Source organism: Aromatoleum bremense (genome assembly GCF_017894365.1).
Lineage (GTDB): Bacteria > Pseudomonadota > Gammaproteobacteria > Burkholderiales > Rhodocyclaceae > Aromatoleum > Aromatoleum bremense.
Genome location: NZ_CP059467.1, coordinates 556,597 through 571,478, shown reverse-complemented (window position 1 = coordinate 571,478; position 14,882 = coordinate 556,597). Strand labels below are relative to the sequence as shown.

Genomic DNA, 14,882 nt, shown 5'->3' with positions numbered 1-14,882 from the left:
GCACATGAACTTCCAGCGCGGCCGACGCCAGGAAGAGCCGGAGATCAACCTGATCCCGCTCATCGACATCATGCTCGTCCTGATCATCTTCCTCGTGCTGACGACGACGTTTTCGAAGGTCTCGGGCCTCGAGATCAACCTGCCGACCGGCGAAGCGCAGCCGGCCGAGACGATGCCCGACGAGATCGACCTCGCGGTGAGCGCCACCGGCGACATCCTCGTGAACCGGCAGCCGGTCGGAGGCAAAGGCATCGAGGCGATTGCCGCGGCGCTGGGGCGGGCAGTTCCTGCCGGAGGGGATCAGCCGGTCGTCGTCATCAACGCCGACGCCAAGGCCGCGCATCAAAGCGTCATCAACGCGATGCAGGCGGCGCAGCGGGCGGGCCTCTCGCGCATCACGTTCGCGGTCCAGGCGCCGCCCCAATGACGCCGGCCCCTGCCTCTTCCCGCCAGGGACCGGCCCGGTCGTTCTGAGCCATGCCGCGCAACGCGCCGGCGTTCTGGCAGACCCGCTCGCTCGCGGCCGTGCTGCTGCTGCCACTGTCGGGCCTGTTCCTGCTGCTTGCAGCAACGCGTCGCCAGTTGTTCAAACTCCAGATCCGGCGTGCGGTACGCCTTCCGGTGCCGGTCATCGTCGTCGGCAACATCGCGGTCGGGGGCAGCGGCAAGACGCCGGTCGTCGAATGGCTCGTCGCTCGGCTGCGGGAGGCGGGCTTTACGCCGGGCATCGTCAGCCGCGGCTATGGCGGCGAAGTTGCCGGCGTCGTGATCGTGCCGCCGCACGGGGATGTTCGGCTGTTCGGCGACGAGCCGGTGCTGCTCGCGCGGCTCACCGCATGTCCGGTCGCCGTCGGTGCCGACCGACCGGCCGCGGCGTTCGCACTGCTGCAGGCACACCCCGAATGTGACATGATCGTCGCCGACGACGGCTTGCAGCATTACCCGCTCGCGCGCGACGTCGAGATCGCGGTCGTCGACGAACGCACGCTCGGCAACCGCTGGCTGCTGCCAGCGGGGCCGCTGCGCGAGGGGCCGGGCCGGCTGCGCGACGTGGATATGGTCGTCGCCCATGGCGCACTGTCGCCCGCGCTGTCGTCGCTTCTCGACGGGCGTCCGGTCTTTGCGATGCATCTCGAGGGCGCCGAATTCCGCCGGCTCGACGGCGGCGGGTGCCGCAATGCCGAAGCGTTTCGCGGCAGGCGCGTGCACGGGGTCGCCGGCATCGGCCGTCCGGAGCGCTTTTTCGCCCAATTGGCCGGGATGGGGCTCGACGTCGTGCCGCACCCGTTTCCCGATCATCATCCATTCACCGCGGCGGACCTCGATTTCGCCCCGGGCGAGCCGAAAATCCTCACCAGCAAGGATGCGGTAAAATGCGCGTCTTTCGCGTCCGCCGACACTTGGGAGTTCCCGGTGAAAGCGCATATCGCGGCGGGCGCCGCCGAACGTATCCTGGAGAAACTGACGCATGGACGCCCGACTGCTTGAAATCCTCGTGTGCCCGATCTGCAAGGGTCCTCTCGACTTCGTCAAGGACAAGCAAGAACTGGTGTGCAAGGCCGACCGCCTCGGCTTCCCGGTCCGCGACGGCATTCCGGTGATGCTCGAAGAGGAAGCGCGCCAGCTCGGCGCCGAAGAAGTCGACGCCTTGCGGCGCCGCTGATGGCTGCGTTCCACGTCGTCATCCCGGCGCGCCACGCGTCGAGCCGGCTTCCGGGCAAGCCGCTCGCCGACATCGCCGGCAAGCCGATGGTCGTGCGCGTGCTCGAGCAGGCGCGCCGCGCCGGCGCTGCGTCAGTGTGGGTCGCCACCGATCACACGGCAGTGTTCGACGCGGTCAGGGCAGCCGGTGGCGACGCGCTGATGACGCGCGAAGACCATCCGAGCGGCACCGACCGGCTCGCCGAAGTCGTCGACGCGCTGGGCTGGAAAGCCGACGACATCGTCGTCAACGTCCAGGGCGACGAACCACTGATCGAGCCGAAGCTGATCGCCGCGGTCGCGCAGGCGCTCGCCGACGACCCGGTCGCGGCGATCGCGACGGCGGCGCACCCGCTGCACGCCGCGGCCGAGCTTTTCAACCCGAACATCGTCAAGGTCGTCTGCGACGCACGCGACCACGCGCTGTATTTTTCGCGCGCCCCGATCCCGTGGGCGCGCGATGCGTTCGCCACTGACCGCGACGGGATTCCCGCCGGCCTGCCGGTGCTGCGTCACGTCGGCCTGTATGCGTACCGCGTCGCGTTCCTGCGCTGCTACGCGAGCCTCGCCCCGTCTCCGCTCGAGCACTGGGAAGCGCTCGAACAGCTGCGCGCGCTGTGGCACGGACACCGGATCCGGGTGATGCCCGTCGCGGTCGCGCCGGCAGCGGGCGTCGATACGCCCGAAGACCTCGAGCGCGTGCGGGCGGCGTTTGACCGGCACGAACGAGTCGGTTAAGTTCTGCGGCTTTTGTTGGCAGTTTTTTTGCATAACGACGCGGCCGGCAGCATCGGCCGCCTGACTGGGAGAGAGGTGTATGCGTCTGATTCTGTTGGGACCGCCGGGTGCGGGGAAGGGTACGCAGGCGAACTTCATCAAGGAGAAGTTCGGCATTCCGCAGATTTCCACGGGTGACATGCTGCGCGCCGCCGTCAAGGTCGGCACGCCGCTGGGCATCGAGGCGAAGAAAGTCATGGATGCGGGCGGGCTGGTGTCCGACGACATCATCATCGGCCTCGTGAAGGACCGCCTGAACGAAGACGACTGCAAGAGCGGCTACATGTTCGACGGCTTCCCGCGGACGATCCCGCAGGCCGACGCGATGAAGGAAGCCGGCGTGCCGATCGACTTCGTGCTCGAAATCGACGTGCCCGACAGCGAGATCATCGAGCGCATGAGCGGGCGGCGCGCGCACCTGCCGTCGGGGCGCACCTACCATGTCAAGTACAATCCGCCGAAAGTCGCCGGCAAGGACGACCTCACCGGCGAGGATCTGGTCCAGCGTGACGACGACCGCGAGGAGACGGTGGCGAAGCGCCTCGAGGTCTATCATTCGCAGACCAAGCCGCTCGTCGAGTACTACTCGAAATGGGCCGCGTCGGGCCAGCCGGGCGCGCCGAAAGTGCGCAAGATCAGCGGCCTCGGCGCGGTGGACGAAATCACCACGCGGGCATTCGCGGCCCTGAAGTAAACCGGATTTTTCCCGCATGGCGCGGCGAGCGGCGGGAGTTTTTCCCGTCCCTCGCCGCGTTTGCGCTTCTGGACCGTGATGAATAAAGCCAACCTGCTCTATGCCCAGTCCGGCGGCGTGACCGCGGTCATCAACGCGACCGCGGCAAGCGTCATCGAAGCCGCCCGGGCCCGCGCCGATGCCGTCGGTCGGGTGCTTGCCGCGCATCACGGCATTCTCGGCGCGCTCGACGAGGATCTGATCGACACCGCGCCGCTGTCGGCTGCCGATCTGCGCCGCCTGGCCGGCACGCCGGGCGGGGCGTTCGGCTCGTGCCGCTTCGACCTCGATCCGCCGGAGGCGAACCGCGACCAGTACGAGCGCCTGTTCGCGGTGTTCGCGGCCCACGACATCGGTTATTTCCTCTACAACGGCGGCAACGGTTCGATGGACACGGTCGCGAAAGTGTCGCGCGCGGCGGCCGAGCGCGGCTATCCGCTGGTCTGCGTCGGCGTGCCGAAGACCGTCGACAACGACCTCGAAGGCACCGACTGTTCGCCCGGATTCGGCTCCGCGGCGAAATACGCGGCGACCTCGATGCTCGAAGCCGGGCTCGACCTGGCGGCGATGACGAGCCCCGTCGGGCGCGCCTTCGTCCTGGAAGTCATGGGGCGCAACGCCGGCTGGCTCGCCGCGGCGACCGCGCTTGCCGCGTGCAACGACGATCAGCCGCCGCATGTGATCCTGATGCCCGAGGTGCCGTTCGACGAGGAAGCCTTCCTCGCGGTGGTCCGGTCCACCGTGTCGCGTCTGGGATACTGCGCGATCACCGTCTCCGAAGGCATCCGCCGCGCCGACGGCACGCTGCTGATGGAACAGGACGAGGATGCGAAGGGCCATGTCCAGCTCGGCGGCGCCGGGCAGTGCATCGCGCGCCTGATCCACGCGCGCCTCGGCTACAAGCATCACTGGGCAATCCCGGACTACCTGCAGCGGGCGGCCGGCCACCTGGTGTCGGCGACGGACCACGCGCAGGCTCGTGCGGTCGGGCAGGCGGCCGTGGAGTACGCGCTGGCGGGGCGCGACGGCGTGATGGCCGCGATCCGCCGTCTCGCCGACGCCCCGTACCGCTGGGATGTTGCGCCCGTCGCGGTGACCGCGATCGCGAACCTCGAACGCCAAGTGCCCGCTGCCTTCATTCGCTCCGACGGGCTGCACGTCACCGATGCCGCGCGGGCGTACCTGCGCCCGCTGATCGAGGGGGAAATGCCGGCGTGTTTTGCCGGCGGACTGCCGGATTACCCGCGTTTCGCGCTGCCTGGCGTGGCGCGCAGGCTCGCGCCGTACCGTCCGTGACGCGCGCTCGCCACGCCAGCGCGCATCACCCGGGACGGCGCTCCAGGGCGGGATTCAGGCTGTAGAGGCCGGTCAGCTTCGCCTCGGCGAGCACATGGCCCGCGAGCGCATTGCGCACTTCGGCGCCGCCGAAGCGGCCGTCGAGCGCGATGCATTCGACGTCCAGCGCGTAGAGCGTGAAGACGTATCGGTGTACCCGCTCGTCGTTCCACGGCGGGCAGGGGCCGTCGTAGCCGTAGTAGTCGCCGCGCATCGACTCGTCGCCGGCGAACCACGCCGTGTAATCGTTGATCCCGTGTCGCCCGTGCGGCGCCTGCGGTCCCGGCTTGCCGCCCGGCGTGACGGCAGCCGAGAAGCTGCCGGCGGCGATTTCGCGCAGCGCCGCGGGAAGATCCACCAGCACCCAGTGGAAGAAATCGACGCGCGGCAGACTCGCCGGCACGACGCGCCCTTCTTGATTGACGTCGTCGCCCTTGCCTGGCACGTCGGGGTCATGGCAGATCAGCGCGAACGAGCGGGTTCCGGCCGGGACGCTGGTCCATGCCAGGTGCGGGTTGAGGTTCCTGCCGAGGCACACGTGCCCGGCGGCTGCCGGAATGCAGAATGCGAATTCGCCGGGAATCGTGGCGTTGTCGGTGAAGCTCTGGCTCGTGAGTTTCATGCCCTTGGGCTCCTTCGGTGGGGCGGCGGGAAAGCCGGGATGGATTCATTGTAGAGCGCGATGGGGTGATCGGCGTCCCGCCTCCGGATCGGCATTGGCCTCACGCAGGCCTTACGCGGCGCGGCGGCGAAAATCGCGCGGGCGAAAGCCGAGCGCTAAAAGCGTCGCGAAATACGCGACCACGCCGGCGCCGACGACCGCTGACAGCCGCAGTACGCGCGCCAGTCCGCCTTCCGCGAGCCACCAGGCATCGTCGCCGCGGCCGAACCACAGCACGGTGCCGAGCACCACCAGCCCGCCCGCCAGCCGCAGCCAGAACCGGCCCCACGCCGGCTGTGGCCGGTACACGCCGCGCCGCCTCAGTCCGCGATACAACAGCCCCGCATTGAGCAGCGACGCGAGGCCGATCGAAAGCGCGAGCCCCGCGTGCTGCAGCGGCACGATGAAGGCGAGGTTCATCAGCTGCGTCGCCGCGAGCGTCAGCAGCGCGATCTTCACCGGTGTGCGGATGTCCTGGCGCGCATAGAAGCCCGGCGCGAGGATCTTCACGAGGATGAGCCCGGCAAGCCCGACGCTGTACGCGATCAGCGCGAGACGGGTCTGCATCACGTCGGCGGCGGAGAACGCGCCGTGCTGGAACAGCGTCGAGATCAGCGGCACCGCGAGCAACGCCAATGCCAGCGCGGCCGGCAGCGTCAGCATCAGCGTCAGCCGCAGGCCCCAGTCGAGCAGCGACGAAAAAGCTTCGGGCTGTTCGTCGGCATGCAGCTTCGACAGGCTCGGCAGCAGGATCGTCCCGAGCGCCGCGCCGAGCAGCCCGGCGGGGAATTCCATCAGCCGGTCCGCGTAATAGAGCCACGACACGCTGCCGCTGGGGAGAAACGACGCGAAGACGGTGTTGATGATCAGCGAAACCTGGCTCACCGACACGCCGAGCATCGCCGGCCCCATCAGCCTCGCGATGCGGCGCACGCCCGGATCCGACAGCTTCAGGTCGAAGCGCGGCAGCAGGCCGATGCGCGCGAGCGGCCGCAGTTGCAGCATGAGTTGCAGCACGCCGCCGATGAACACCGCCCAGCCCAGTGCGAGCACCGGCGGGTCGAAGTACGGCGCCGCGAACAGCGCCATGCCGATGAACGACAGGTTCAGCAGCACCGGCGTGAAGGCCGGAATCGCGAAGCGGCTCCAGGTGTTGAGCACGCCTCCGGCGAGCGCGACGAGCGACATGAACAGGATGTAGGGGAAGGTGATGCGCGTCAGCTCGACGGTCAGCGCGAACTTGTCCGGATTGGCCGCAAACCCCGGCGCCGTGACCTGGATGATCCACGGCGAGGCGAGAATGCCGAGCACCGACACTCCGGTCACCGCGAGCCCGAGCGCCGTGGCGACGCGATTGACGAGCAGGTGCGCCTCCTCGGGCCCCTGCCGGTTCCGGTATTCGGCGAGAATCGGCACGAAGGCCTGCGAGAACGCGCCTTCGGCGAACATGCGCCGCAACAGGTTCGGCAGACGGAACGCGACAAAAAAGGCGTCGGTCGCGATTCCGGCGCCGAATGCCCGGGCGATGACGAAATCGCGGACGAAGCCCAGGATGCGCGACAACAGGGTCATGCCGCTTACGGTGGCGAGGGCGCGCAGCAGATTCATCTGGGGTAGCCAAAAGGGGGGGATGATAGCGGCTGAAGGCCCGCGGCGCACTTGCATCGGACAGCCCGAATCGGTAGACTCGCGCGTTTTCAAGAACCAACCAACGGAAGAACATCTATGGCCAATTCGGCACAAGCCCGCAAGCGCGCCCGTCAGGCGGTCGTGGCCCGCGCTCACAACGGCAGCCTGCGTTCTCGTCTGCGTACCGCGATCAAGGCTGTGCAAAAGGCCGTCGTGGGTGGCGACAAGGCGGCGGCGCAAGCCACGTTCCGCACCTCGATGAGTACCATCGACAGCATCGCGGACAAGAAGATCATTCACAAGAACAAGGCCGCTCGCCACAAGAGCCGCCTGTCGGCCGCGATCAAGGCGATGGCCGCCTGATCTGCGAACAGACTGGAAGCAAATAAAAGCGGCGACTTCGGGTCGCCGTTTTTATTGTCCGCGTTGCGGCTGCCGCGTCCGCCGCGGCGAGGGTTCAACGCCCCGAGGGTTCAATGCCCGCTTCTGCATCGAATCGAAAAGGGCAGAGCTGCGCGGAGAGTCAGATCTTGACCTGGTCGTCGTCGATCCGGTCTACGACCAGGTCGTTGTCTTTTGCGAAGTTGATCAGGAATTTGTAGGCCAGAGGCTCGACGTCGTACAGCCTGGCATCGACCAGCACCGCCTTGTGCCCCTTGAGCGTGCAGCCCGGGCGCACGTGGGGCGAATACATCATGCGATGATCCGAGCCGAAGGCCGACATGATGCCGCACAGACGATCGGCCCAGTCGCTCGGGCGGAAAGTCTTTCCCTCTCGCGTGACCCCGATGATGACGAAGCTTTCGATCAATTGGCTCATGTGGCGCAACCCGGCGGCTGAGGGAATTTTCAGAAGGCGGTGTCCCGGCTTGAACCGGTGTTGTGGGGACCGCGAAAGACGCGGCGGATTCTAGCAGAAAACGGGCCTCGCGATTTCATGTCGTGGCTCACGGTTTCATGATGCGGGTGTGATGAGGCGGTGAGGCGGCCCGCGCCGGGGGCTCGCAATCTGTACAAGGCGTGCATTTTTCGCTTAACATCGATCCTTCGATTATTCACGGCGGCGAGTGCCGCCGTGTGCATTTCTGGTTCATCCTGATCGGGGTCCTCGATGTCGCATCTCATGAATACCTACGCCAGATTGCCCGTCGCATTCACGCACGGCGAAGGGGTCTGGCTCTTCGATGAGACGGGCAAGCGTTATCTGGACGCCCTGTCCGGGATCGCCGTGTCGACGCTCGGCCACAACCACCCGCGTCTGGTGCGCGCAATCGCCGGCCAGGCGGCGAAGGTGCTGCATACGTCGAACATCTACCGCATCCCGCTGCAGGAAGAACTCTCCGACCGGCTGGCCGCGGTGTCGGGCATGGACGAAGTGTTCTTCTGCAACTCCGGCTGCGAGGCCAACGAGGCCGCGATCAAGCTCGCGCGTTTCTACGGCCACCGGAAAGGCATCGACCAGCCGGCGATCATCGTCATGGAAAACGCTTTCCACGGGCGCACGCTGGCGACGTTGTCGGCCACCGGCAACCGCAAGACCCAGGCCGGCTTCGAGCCGCTGGTGTCCGGTTTCCTGCGCGTGCCGTACAAGGACATCGGCGCGATCCGCACGGTCGGCGAGCACAATCACAACGTCGTCGCGGTCATGCTCGAAATGATCCAGGGCGAGGGCGGCGTCAATATCGCCGACGAAGCCTTCCAGCGCGACCTGCGCGCGATCTGTGATGAGCGCGGCTGGCTGCTGATCTGCGACGAAGTCCAGTGCGGCATGGGGCGCACCGGAAGCTGGTTCGGTTTCCAGCAGGGCGGCGTGACACCCGACGTGATGACGCTCGCCAAGGGCCTCGGTTCGGGCGTGCCGATCGGCGCATGCATCACCAGCGGGCGCGCCGCGGGCCTGTTCGGGCCGGGCAATCACGGCTCGACTTTCGGCGGCAATCCGCTCGCCTGCGCCGCGGGCCTCGAGACGCTCGCGACGATTGAGGACGACGGACTGATGGCCAACGCCGTCAAGGTCGGCGAAGCGATCCGCACCGGCCTGCAGGAAGCCCTCGCAGGGCTTTCCGGCGTCGTCGATATCCGCGGCCGCGGGCTGATGATCGGCATCGAACTTGATCGTCCCTGCGGCGACCTGGTCCGCCAGGCGCTCGATGCCGGCCTGCTGATCAACGTTACCGCCGACCGCGTCATCCGCCTGCTGCCGGCGCTGGTGTTCACCGAGGCCAATGCCCAGGAGCTGGTGTCGCGCCTCGCGCCGCTGGTGCGCAAGCATCTCGAATGAGAGGAGGCGCGATGACGAAACCCAGGCATTACCTGCAGTTCAAGGATTTCACGCGCGACGAATACCGGCACGTGTTCGATCGCACGCGCTGGATCAAGGACAAGTTCAAGCGCTACGAGCCGTATCACCCGCTGTTCGACCGCACGCTGGTGATGATCTTCGAGAAGGCGAGCACGCGCACGCGGCTGTCGTTCGAGGCCGGCATGCAGCAGCTCGGCGGCTCGGCGATCTACCTCAATACCCGCGACTCGCAGCTCGGTCGCGGCGAGCCGGTCGAAGACGCGGCGCAGGTGATCTCGCGCATGAGCGATGTCGTGATGATCCGCACCTTCGAGCAGGACATCATCGAGCGCTTCGCCGCGCATTCGCGCGTCCCGGTCATTAACGGGCTGACGAACGAATACCACCCGTGCCAGATCCTCGCCGACATCTACACCTTCATCGAGCACCGCGGCTCGATCCAGGGCAAGACGGTCGCATGGGTCGGTGATTCGAACAACATGTGCAACACCTGGCTGCAGGCGGCCGAGCTGCTCGACTTCAACGTCCACGTGTCGACCCCGCCAGGTTATGAAGTCGAGCCGGAACGTGCCGGACTGTACGGTACCGGTCATTTCAAGCAGTTTGCCGACCCGATGGAGGCCTGTAAGGGCGCGGACCTCGTCACGACCGACGTGTGGACGTCGATGGGCTTCGAGGCGGAAAACGACGAGCGGATGAAGGATTTCGCCGACTGGTGCGTCGACGCCGAAATGATGGCGGCGGCCCGCACCGATGCGCTCTTCATGCACTGCCTGCCCGCCCACCGCGGCGAGGAGGTCACCGCCGACGTCATCGACGGCGCGCAGTCGGTCGTGTGGGACGAAGCGGAAAATCGCCTGCACGTCCAGAAGGCGCTGATGGAATACCTGGTGCTCGGCAAGGTCGAAGACTAGCCGGCGCCTTTGCAAGTCCGGGCCGTGCGGCTGCGGCCTGTCTGTTGAGCAGAAATCGGAAAAAGCGGAAATCGACATGAGCGACGTCAAGAAAGCGGTGCTTGCCTATTCGGGCGGGCTGGATACCTCGGTCATCCTGAAGTGGCTGCAGGACACCTATCAGTGCGAAGTGGTGACGTTCACCGCCGACCTCGGCCAGGGTGAGGAGCTCGAGCCCGCGCGCCAGAAGGCGCTGAAGTTCGGCATCACGCCCGACAACATCTTCATCGACGACCTGCGCGAAGAGTTCGTGCGCGACTTCGTCTTCCCGATGTTCCGCTGCAACACCGTCTACGAAGGCGAATACCTGCTCGGCACGTCGATCGCCCGTCCGCTGATCGCCAAGCGCCAGATCGAGATCGCGCGCGCCACCGGGGCCGACGCGGTGTCGCACGGCGCGACCGGCAAGGGCAACGACCAGGTGCGCTTCGAACTTGGCTACTACGCGCTGATGCCGGGCGTGAAGGTCATCGCGCCGTGGCGCGAATGGGACCTGCTGTCGCGCGAAAAGCTGCTCGCGTACGCCGAGAAGCACGGCATCCCGATCGAGATGAAGCACAAGCAGGGCGGCTCGCCGTATTCGATGGACGCAAACCTGCTGCACATCTCGTTCGAAGGGCGCCACCTCGAGAACCCGGCGGCGGAAGCCGAGGAATCGATGTGGCGCTGGACGGTGTCGCCGGAAGCGGCGCCGGATGCCGCCGAATACGTCGATCTCGAATTCGAGCGTGGCGATCTCGTCGCGATCAACGGCACGCGCCTGCAGGCGCACGAGCTGCTCGCGAAGTTGAACGAGCTCGGCGGCAAGCACGGCATCGGCCGGCTCGACCTCGTCGAGAACCGCTATGTCGGCATGAAGAGCCGCGGCTGCTACGAAACGCCGGGCGGCACGATCCTGCTGCGCGCGCACCGCGCGATCGAATCCGTCACGCTCGACCGCGAAGTCGCGCACCTCAAGGACGACCTGATGCCGCGCTACGCCAGCCTGATCTACAACGGTTACTGGTGGAGTCCGGAGCGCCGCGCGCTGCAGGCGCTGATCGACAACACGCAGGAATCGGTCAACGGCTGGGTGCGCCTCAAGCTCTACAAGGGCAACGTCATCGTCACCGGCCGCGACTCGAAGACCGATTCGCTGTTCGACCCGACGATCGCGACCTTCGAGGACGACCAGGGCGCCTACAACCAGAAGGACGCGCACGGCTTCATCCGTCTCAACGCACTGCGCATGCGCATCGCCGCGAACGCGAAGACCAAGCGCAGCTAAGGAGGCCGATCGATGGACGGCGACGCAGTCATCTTCGGGCTGACGATCGCGGAGTTCGAGGACTGGTCGCTCAAGATCCTGCTGACTGCGCTGATCGTGTACATGCTGTTCATCATCGGCAACCTCGCGAAGCAATCGAAAGCCGGCAGATACGGCACCGTGTGGCTGTTCATCGCGCTCGGGCTGGGTTTCGTCGGCTTCGTCGCGAAGAGTTTCATCCAGAGATTTCTCGGCATCGAATAGGAAAGCAGCAATCATGAGCCTCACCGAAAAATTCGACGGCGTCACCGTCACCACCAGGGCCAACGTCTATTTCGACGGCAAATGCGTGAGCCACGGTATCGTGCTGGCGGACGGCACGAAGAAGTCCGTCGGCGTGATCCTGCCGGCGGCGCTGACGTTCAACACCGGTGCGCCCGAGATCATGGAAGGGGTCGCGGGAAGCTGCCGCGTGCGCCTGAAAGGCGAGTCCGGGTGGAAAGTCTACGGCGCCGGCGAGTCCTTCAACGTGCCGGCCAATTCCAGCTTCGACATCGAAGTTGCCGGCGAACCGTACCACTACGTCTGCCACTTCGGCTGACCGGAGGCGAGCCATGCCATCCTTCGACATCATGTCCGAAGTCGACCTGCCTTCGCTGAAGAACGCGGTCGACGTCGCCAACCGCAAGATCAGCGGCCGCTACGACTTCAAGGGCAGCGACGCGCGGGTCGAGCAGGGCGAAAAGGTGTTGACGCTGTTCGGCGACAGCGACTTCCAGATCGATCAGATGCGCCAGATCCTGCTGCCCGAAATGACGGCGAAGAAGATCGACGTGCGCTGCCTCGAATACGGCGACCTGCAGAAGATCGGCGGCAACAAGCTCAAGCAGGAACTCAAGGTCCGCGTCGGCGTCGAGCAGGATCTCGCGAAGAAGATCGTCAAGCTGCTCAAAGACAGCAAGCTCAAGGTCCAGGCCGCAATTCAGGGCGAAGCGATCCGCGTCTCGGGCGCCAAGCGCGACATCCTGCAGGAAGCCATCGCGCTGGTGAAGAAGGACATCACCGACTTCCCGCTGCAGTTCGGCAACTTCCGCGACTGACGGCGCAGCTGATGAACGTTGCCACGATCGCTGCCGCCGCCTCCGCGAACAGCGCGGCCACCGTCCAGGCGCAAGCTTCGCTGCTCGTCCTCAAGAAGGCGATGGACCTGCAGCAATCCGGCGCCGCGCAGCTCCTGCAGGCGCTCCCCCAACCCGCGGTCGCGCCCATTCCCGGCGCAACCGTCGGCGGATCGATCGACCTCTTCGTCTGACCCCTGCGGCTTCGGCCGCGCGAGGGGTGCTGCGCCAAGGCGATGAGCAGTGCTCTTCCATACGCAGGCGACGATGCAAATCTCGCGCCGGTCCGCAATAGTCGCCCCTCAATTAGACTATGCCGGTTCATCCAGCCAGGAAGTCTGAAGAGTGATTGGAATCCTGAAGAGAATCACAGGCAGAAAGCACGAGAACGACAAGCGGTCGTTGAAGGAAAACGCCGAGAAAATCCTGAAGCACGATCAGCTGATCGCGAGAGTGAAATCGGGAACGGAAGTATCCGCCGCAACCGCCGCCACCCTCGGTCGAGTGCAGAAATCGCCTCCGGAAGAACCTGTGATCGACCTCGAAAGCCCCGTGGCCTCCACCCCTGAGCCCGACCTGCCGCCGGGATTCGAGGATGAGCTTCGCCGTCTCAGTAAACTGATGGATTTTTAATGATCAATGGGTAAGGCGCCCCGGCCTTCCTCATTTCTCATTGTGGACGGGATACTCACTACCCTCTGACGAAAAACTGTTTGTTTACGGGGCGGTACGCCTTCTTGAGTAGGGGGCCCCGGAGCGCCACGACCCCCACATGGGGGGTACCCCGTAATCAAGTGCAACCCGCCTTCCGAAATCAGTCGAGTTTCGCTCGACTCTCCCTCGTTCCTCATTTGTCTCCGCTGGTCGTCCTTCTGAGCCGCTCGTCCGTCGATTCATGCCGTTCGCCTTCCTCGGCTTTCGCCGACCGAACCGCGAAATTACTATCTGTAACAAGTTTAAGAGAACTGCTGTCGATGCCGTTCCAATGGGTAATCCCCTTCGGTTCTCGCAGGACGCAGACCTCATCGTCGAACCGGATTTCGCACATGAGCTGTCGATCTTGCTTGACTTACAGGTTGGACTAATGAGCACCATGCGTCGCTATATTGGCTTTTCACTGATCGAACTGATGGTTACGGTTGCCGTGCTCGCGATCATTGCAGCCACGGCCGCGCCGAGCTTTCAGAGTTTCCTCGACAAGAATCGCGTCGTCGGCGCCGCCGAGGCGATCTACACGCAGATGCAGGCGGCACGTTCCGAGGCGGTCAAACAGTCGGCCGACATGATCGTCGTGTTTTCAACGGGAGCCGCGTGGTGCTCGGGATTCAGCCGCGGCGGGACGTGCGACTGCACCAAGGCGGTTGGCGATGGCGCGGCCTGCAAAATTCTCGGCGATGGCCAGACGGCGGTGCTCAAAGTGGTCAATGCCACCGCCTTCAACGGCGTGACGCTTGCGGCCGGCGCACCCGCGCAAGTGACGTTCGACGGGGTTCGCGGCACGGTGCCGACCGCCGAGACCGGATCGATCCTGTTCCAGTCCGGCCTCGGTCGCCAAATGCGCGTCGACGTCAACGCAATCGGCCGCGTGCAGCTCTGCTCGCCGTCGGGCTCTGTCGGAGGCTATCCATCATGTTGAGCAGATCCCGTCAGGCGGGGCTGTCACTCGTCGAACTCATGGTCGGTCTCGTCGTGGGCCTGATTGTCGTCGCCGGTGCGGGCGCGATGTACGTAACGACCGTCCGCGGCCAGAGCTACGGCCTGCGCGCGGCGAAGCTGAATCAGGATTTGCGCGCGACGATGAGCGTGATCGCAGCGGACATTCGGCGTGCCGGCTACTGGGCGGGCAGCGTCGTCGTGAACGCGGGGCCTCCGGTCACCTACACATTTCCGACCAATCCCTACACCGCGGCAACGACTGACCTCGCGATTCTCGAAGGGGGCACGTGCGTGATGTATGCGTATGACGCCGACGGCCTCGGGGGGGCTGTCGAGCCGGGCGAGGTGTTCGGTTTCAGGCTTACCGGTGATGAAATCCAGATGCTCCAGACCGATTCGGTGGGGGGGCCTACGCTGAGTTCCGATTGCACCGTCGGAAACTGGTCGGGAATGACCAGCAACGATACGGTCGTCATCGACTCGCTGAGCTTTTCGACGACCGGCTCGCAGTGCATGTACCCGAAGGAGGACATTTCGTGGAAGCTCGAGACGGCCGGGAGCACCGTCGCGGCGTGCGCGGCCGCCGCCGCCGACGTCACGATGAACAACGGCGGCACCTATGTCGCGCCCGTGGCTGGCGAGGTGTTGACTGAAGTGCGGCAGGTGACGATCACGCTGACTGGCCACCACGCGAGCGATTCGGTGATGGCGAGCACGATCACCGAGACCGTGCATCTGGCGAACAACCGTATCTTCAACTGGTAGTGAGTG

At 65.6% G+C, this 14,882-nt stretch carries 20 protein-coding genes; 17 read left to right on the top strand and 3 right to left on the bottom strand.

Annotated features, from left to right (window positions below):
• Positions 1-4 precede the first annotated feature (4 nt).
• The 6 genes from pbN1_RS02615 to pbN1_RS02590 all read left to right on the top strand — a co-directional run bounded on the left by pbN1_RS02615 (position 5) and on the right by pbN1_RS02590 (position 4,507).
• The gene (locus pbN1_RS02615) at positions 5-427 is read left to right on the top strand and encodes an ExbD/TolR family protein (RefSeq protein ID WP_169201399.1); all 423 of its coding nucleotides are present in this window, start codon (positions 5-7) and stop codon (positions 425-427) included.
• Positions 428-477: 50 nt separating this feature from the next.
• Positions 478-1,488 (top strand): tetraacyldisaccharide 4'-kinase, encoded by a 1,011-nt coding sequence (gene lpxK, locus pbN1_RS02610; RefSeq protein WP_169201400.1) that lies wholly within the window; start codon positions 478-480, stop codon positions 1,486-1,488.
• Positions 1,469-1,663, top strand: a complete 195-nt coding sequence (locus pbN1_RS02605) for a Trm112 family protein (protein ID WP_053422189.1) — start codon at positions 1,469-1,471, stop codon at positions 1,661-1,663. Before lpxK ends, pbN1_RS02605 begins: the two co-directional genes overlap by 20 nt.
• A complete protein-coding gene (kdsB, locus tag pbN1_RS02600; protein WP_169201401.1) occupies positions 1,663-2,439 on the top strand; it encodes a 3-deoxy-manno-octulosonate cytidylyltransferase in 777 nt (258 codons plus the stop codon). Before pbN1_RS02605 ends, kdsB begins: the two co-directional genes overlap by 1 nt.
• 79 nt (positions 2,440-2,518) lie before the next feature.
• Positions 2,519-3,172, top strand: coding sequence for an adenylate kinase (gene adk / locus pbN1_RS02595; RefSeq protein ID WP_169201402.1), 654 nt, complete (start codon positions 2,519-2,521; stop codon positions 3,170-3,172).
• 78 nt (positions 3,173-3,250) lie between these two features.
• Complete coding sequence (locus pbN1_RS02590) at positions 3,251-4,507, top strand: 6-phosphofructokinase (protein WP_169201403.1); 1,257 nt, start codon at positions 3,251-3,253, stop codon at positions 4,505-4,507.
• A 25-nt stretch (positions 4,508-4,532) separates the two neighbouring features.
• Here pbN1_RS02590 and pbN1_RS02585 read toward each other — a convergent pair whose 3' ends face one another.
• The gene (locus pbN1_RS02585; protein WP_169201404.1) at positions 4,533-5,168 is read right to left on the bottom strand and encodes a YbhB/YbcL family Raf kinase inhibitor-like protein; all 636 of its coding nucleotides are present in this window, start codon (positions 5,166-5,168) and stop codon (positions 4,533-4,535) included.
• Positions 5,169-5,279: 111 nt separating this feature from the next.
• The gene (gene murJ, locus pbN1_RS02580) at positions 5,280-6,815 is read right to left on the bottom strand and encodes a murein biosynthesis integral membrane protein MurJ (protein WP_169201405.1); all 1,536 of its coding nucleotides are present in this window, start codon (positions 6,813-6,815) and stop codon (positions 5,280-5,282) included.
• 117 nt (positions 6,816-6,932) lie between these two features.
• Between murJ and rpsT the strand changes: the two genes are divergently transcribed.
• A complete protein-coding gene (rpsT, locus tag pbN1_RS02575; RefSeq protein WP_053422183.1) occupies positions 6,933-7,199 on the top strand; it encodes a 30S ribosomal protein S20 in 267 nt (88 codons plus the stop codon).
• Between the two features lie 160 nt (positions 7,200-7,359).
• On the opposite strand, the gene pbN1_RS02570 is transcribed toward rpsT, so the two are convergent.
• Complete coding sequence (locus tag pbN1_RS02570; protein ID WP_169201406.1) at positions 7,360-7,656, bottom strand: DUF3579 domain-containing protein; 297 nt, start codon at positions 7,654-7,656, stop codon at positions 7,360-7,362.
• A 291-nt stretch (positions 7,657-7,947) separates the two neighbouring features.
• Here pbN1_RS02570 and pbN1_RS02565 point away from each other — a divergent pair, with 291 nt between their 5' ends.
• From pbN1_RS02565 to pbN1_RS02520, 10 genes are all read left to right on the top strand, one after another.
• Positions 7,948-9,117, top strand: coding sequence for an aspartate aminotransferase family protein (locus pbN1_RS02565; protein ID WP_169201407.1), 1,170 nt, complete (start codon positions 7,948-7,950; stop codon positions 9,115-9,117).
• Between the two features lie 11 nt (positions 9,118-9,128).
• Entirely contained in the window at positions 9,129-10,052 is a 924-nt protein-coding gene (gene argF, locus pbN1_RS02560; RefSeq protein WP_169201408.1) for an ornithine carbamoyltransferase, read from the top strand.
• Between the two features lie 76 nt (positions 10,053-10,128).
• Positions 10,129-11,358, top strand: coding sequence for an argininosuccinate synthase (locus pbN1_RS02555; RefSeq protein WP_169201409.1), 1,230 nt, complete (start codon positions 10,129-10,131; stop codon positions 11,356-11,358).
• Between the two features lie 12 nt (positions 11,359-11,370).
• Positions 11,371-11,601 (top strand): DUF2788 domain-containing protein, encoded by a 231-nt coding sequence (locus tag pbN1_RS02550; RefSeq protein ID WP_053422179.1) that lies wholly within the window; start codon positions 11,371-11,373, stop codon positions 11,599-11,601.
• A 13-nt stretch (positions 11,602-11,614) separates the two neighbouring features.
• Positions 11,615-11,938 carry a pyrimidine/purine nucleoside phosphorylase gene (ppnP, locus tag pbN1_RS02545; protein ID WP_169201410.1) on the top strand — a complete coding sequence of 108 codons (324 nt, stop codon included), beginning with the start codon at positions 11,615-11,617 and terminating at the stop codon, positions 11,936-11,938.
• A 13-nt stretch (positions 11,939-11,951) separates the two neighbouring features.
• Positions 11,952-12,437 carry a YajQ family cyclic di-GMP-binding protein gene (locus pbN1_RS02540; protein WP_169199430.1) on the top strand — a complete coding sequence of 162 codons (486 nt, stop codon included), beginning with the start codon at positions 11,952-11,954 and terminating at the stop codon, positions 12,435-12,437.
• Between the two features lie 11 nt (positions 12,438-12,448).
• Positions 12,449-12,649, top strand: a complete 201-nt coding sequence (locus tag pbN1_RS02535) for a YjfB family protein (protein WP_169201411.1) — start codon at positions 12,449-12,451, stop codon at positions 12,647-12,649.
• Positions 12,650-12,800: 151 nt separating this feature from the next.
• Entirely contained in the window at positions 12,801-13,088 is a 288-nt protein-coding gene (locus tag pbN1_RS02530) for a hypothetical protein (protein WP_169201412.1), read from the top strand.
• 352 nt (positions 13,089-13,440) lie between these two features.
• A complete protein-coding gene (locus pbN1_RS02525; protein ID WP_169201413.1) occupies positions 13,441-14,091 on the top strand; it encodes a GspH/FimT family pseudopilin in 651 nt (216 codons plus the stop codon).
• Complete coding sequence (locus pbN1_RS02520) at positions 14,085-14,876, top strand: PilW family protein (protein ID WP_169201414.1); 792 nt, start codon at positions 14,085-14,087, stop codon at positions 14,874-14,876. Before pbN1_RS02525 ends, pbN1_RS02520 begins: the two co-directional genes overlap by 7 nt.
• Positions 14,877-14,882: the final 6 nt, after the last annotated feature.

What these genes read in the sequence shown, in the direction of transcription:
- pbN1_RS02615 (WP_169201399.1), top strand. Translation starts at nt 5, where the DNA reads ATGAACTTCCAGCGCGGCCGACGCCAGGAAGAGCCGGAGATCAACCTG.
- lpxK (WP_169201400.1), top strand. Translation starts at nt 478, where the DNA reads ATGCCGCGCAACGCGCCGGCGTTCTGGCAGACCCGCTCGCTCGCGGCC.
- pbN1_RS02605 (WP_053422189.1), top strand. Translation starts at nt 1,469, where the DNA reads ATGGACGCCCGACTGCTTGAAATCCTCGTGTGCCCGATCTGCAAGGGT.
- kdsB (WP_169201401.1), top strand. Translation starts at nt 1,663, where the DNA reads ATGGCTGCGTTCCACGTCGTCATCCCGGCGCGCCACGCGTCGAGCCGG.
- adk (WP_169201402.1), top strand. Translation starts at nt 2,519, where the DNA reads ATGCGTCTGATTCTGTTGGGACCGCCGGGTGCGGGGAAGGGTACGCAG.
- pbN1_RS02590 (WP_169201403.1), top strand. Translation starts at nt 3,251, where the DNA reads ATGAATAAAGCCAACCTGCTCTATGCCCAGTCCGGCGGCGTGACCGCG.
- pbN1_RS02585 (WP_169201404.1), bottom strand. Translation starts at nt 5,168, where the DNA reads ATGAAACTCACGAGCCAGAGCTTCACCGACAACGCCACGATTCCCGGC.
- murJ (WP_169201405.1), bottom strand. Translation starts at nt 6,815, where the DNA reads ATGAATCTGCTGCGCGCCCTCGCCACCGTAAGCGGCATGACCCTGTTG.
- rpsT (WP_053422183.1), top strand. Translation starts at nt 6,933, where the DNA reads ATGGCCAATTCGGCACAAGCCCGCAAGCGCGCCCGTCAGGCGGTCGTG.
- pbN1_RS02570 (WP_169201406.1), bottom strand. Translation starts at nt 7,656, where the DNA reads ATGAGCCAATTGATCGAAAGCTTCGTCATCATCGGGGTCACGCGAGAG.
- pbN1_RS02565 (WP_169201407.1), top strand. Translation starts at nt 7,948, where the DNA reads ATGTCGCATCTCATGAATACCTACGCCAGATTGCCCGTCGCATTCACG.
- argF (WP_169201408.1), top strand. Translation starts at nt 9,129, where the DNA reads ATGACGAAACCCAGGCATTACCTGCAGTTCAAGGATTTCACGCGCGAC.
- pbN1_RS02555 (WP_169201409.1), top strand. Translation starts at nt 10,129, where the DNA reads ATGAGCGACGTCAAGAAAGCGGTGCTTGCCTATTCGGGCGGGCTGGAT.
- pbN1_RS02550 (WP_053422179.1), top strand. Translation starts at nt 11,371, where the DNA reads ATGGACGGCGACGCAGTCATCTTCGGGCTGACGATCGCGGAGTTCGAG.
- ppnP (WP_169201410.1), top strand. Translation starts at nt 11,615, where the DNA reads ATGAGCCTCACCGAAAAATTCGACGGCGTCACCGTCACCACCAGGGCC.
- pbN1_RS02540 (WP_169199430.1), top strand. Translation starts at nt 11,952, where the DNA reads ATGCCATCCTTCGACATCATGTCCGAAGTCGACCTGCCTTCGCTGAAG.
- pbN1_RS02535 (WP_169201411.1), top strand. Translation starts at nt 12,449, where the DNA reads ATGAACGTTGCCACGATCGCTGCCGCCGCCTCCGCGAACAGCGCGGCC.
- pbN1_RS02525 (WP_169201413.1), top strand. Translation starts at nt 13,441, where the DNA reads ATGGGTAATCCCCTTCGGTTCTCGCAGGACGCAGACCTCATCGTCGAA.
- pbN1_RS02520 (WP_169201414.1), top strand. Translation starts at nt 14,085, where the DNA reads ATGTTGAGCAGATCCCGTCAGGCGGGGCTGTCACTCGTCGAACTCATG.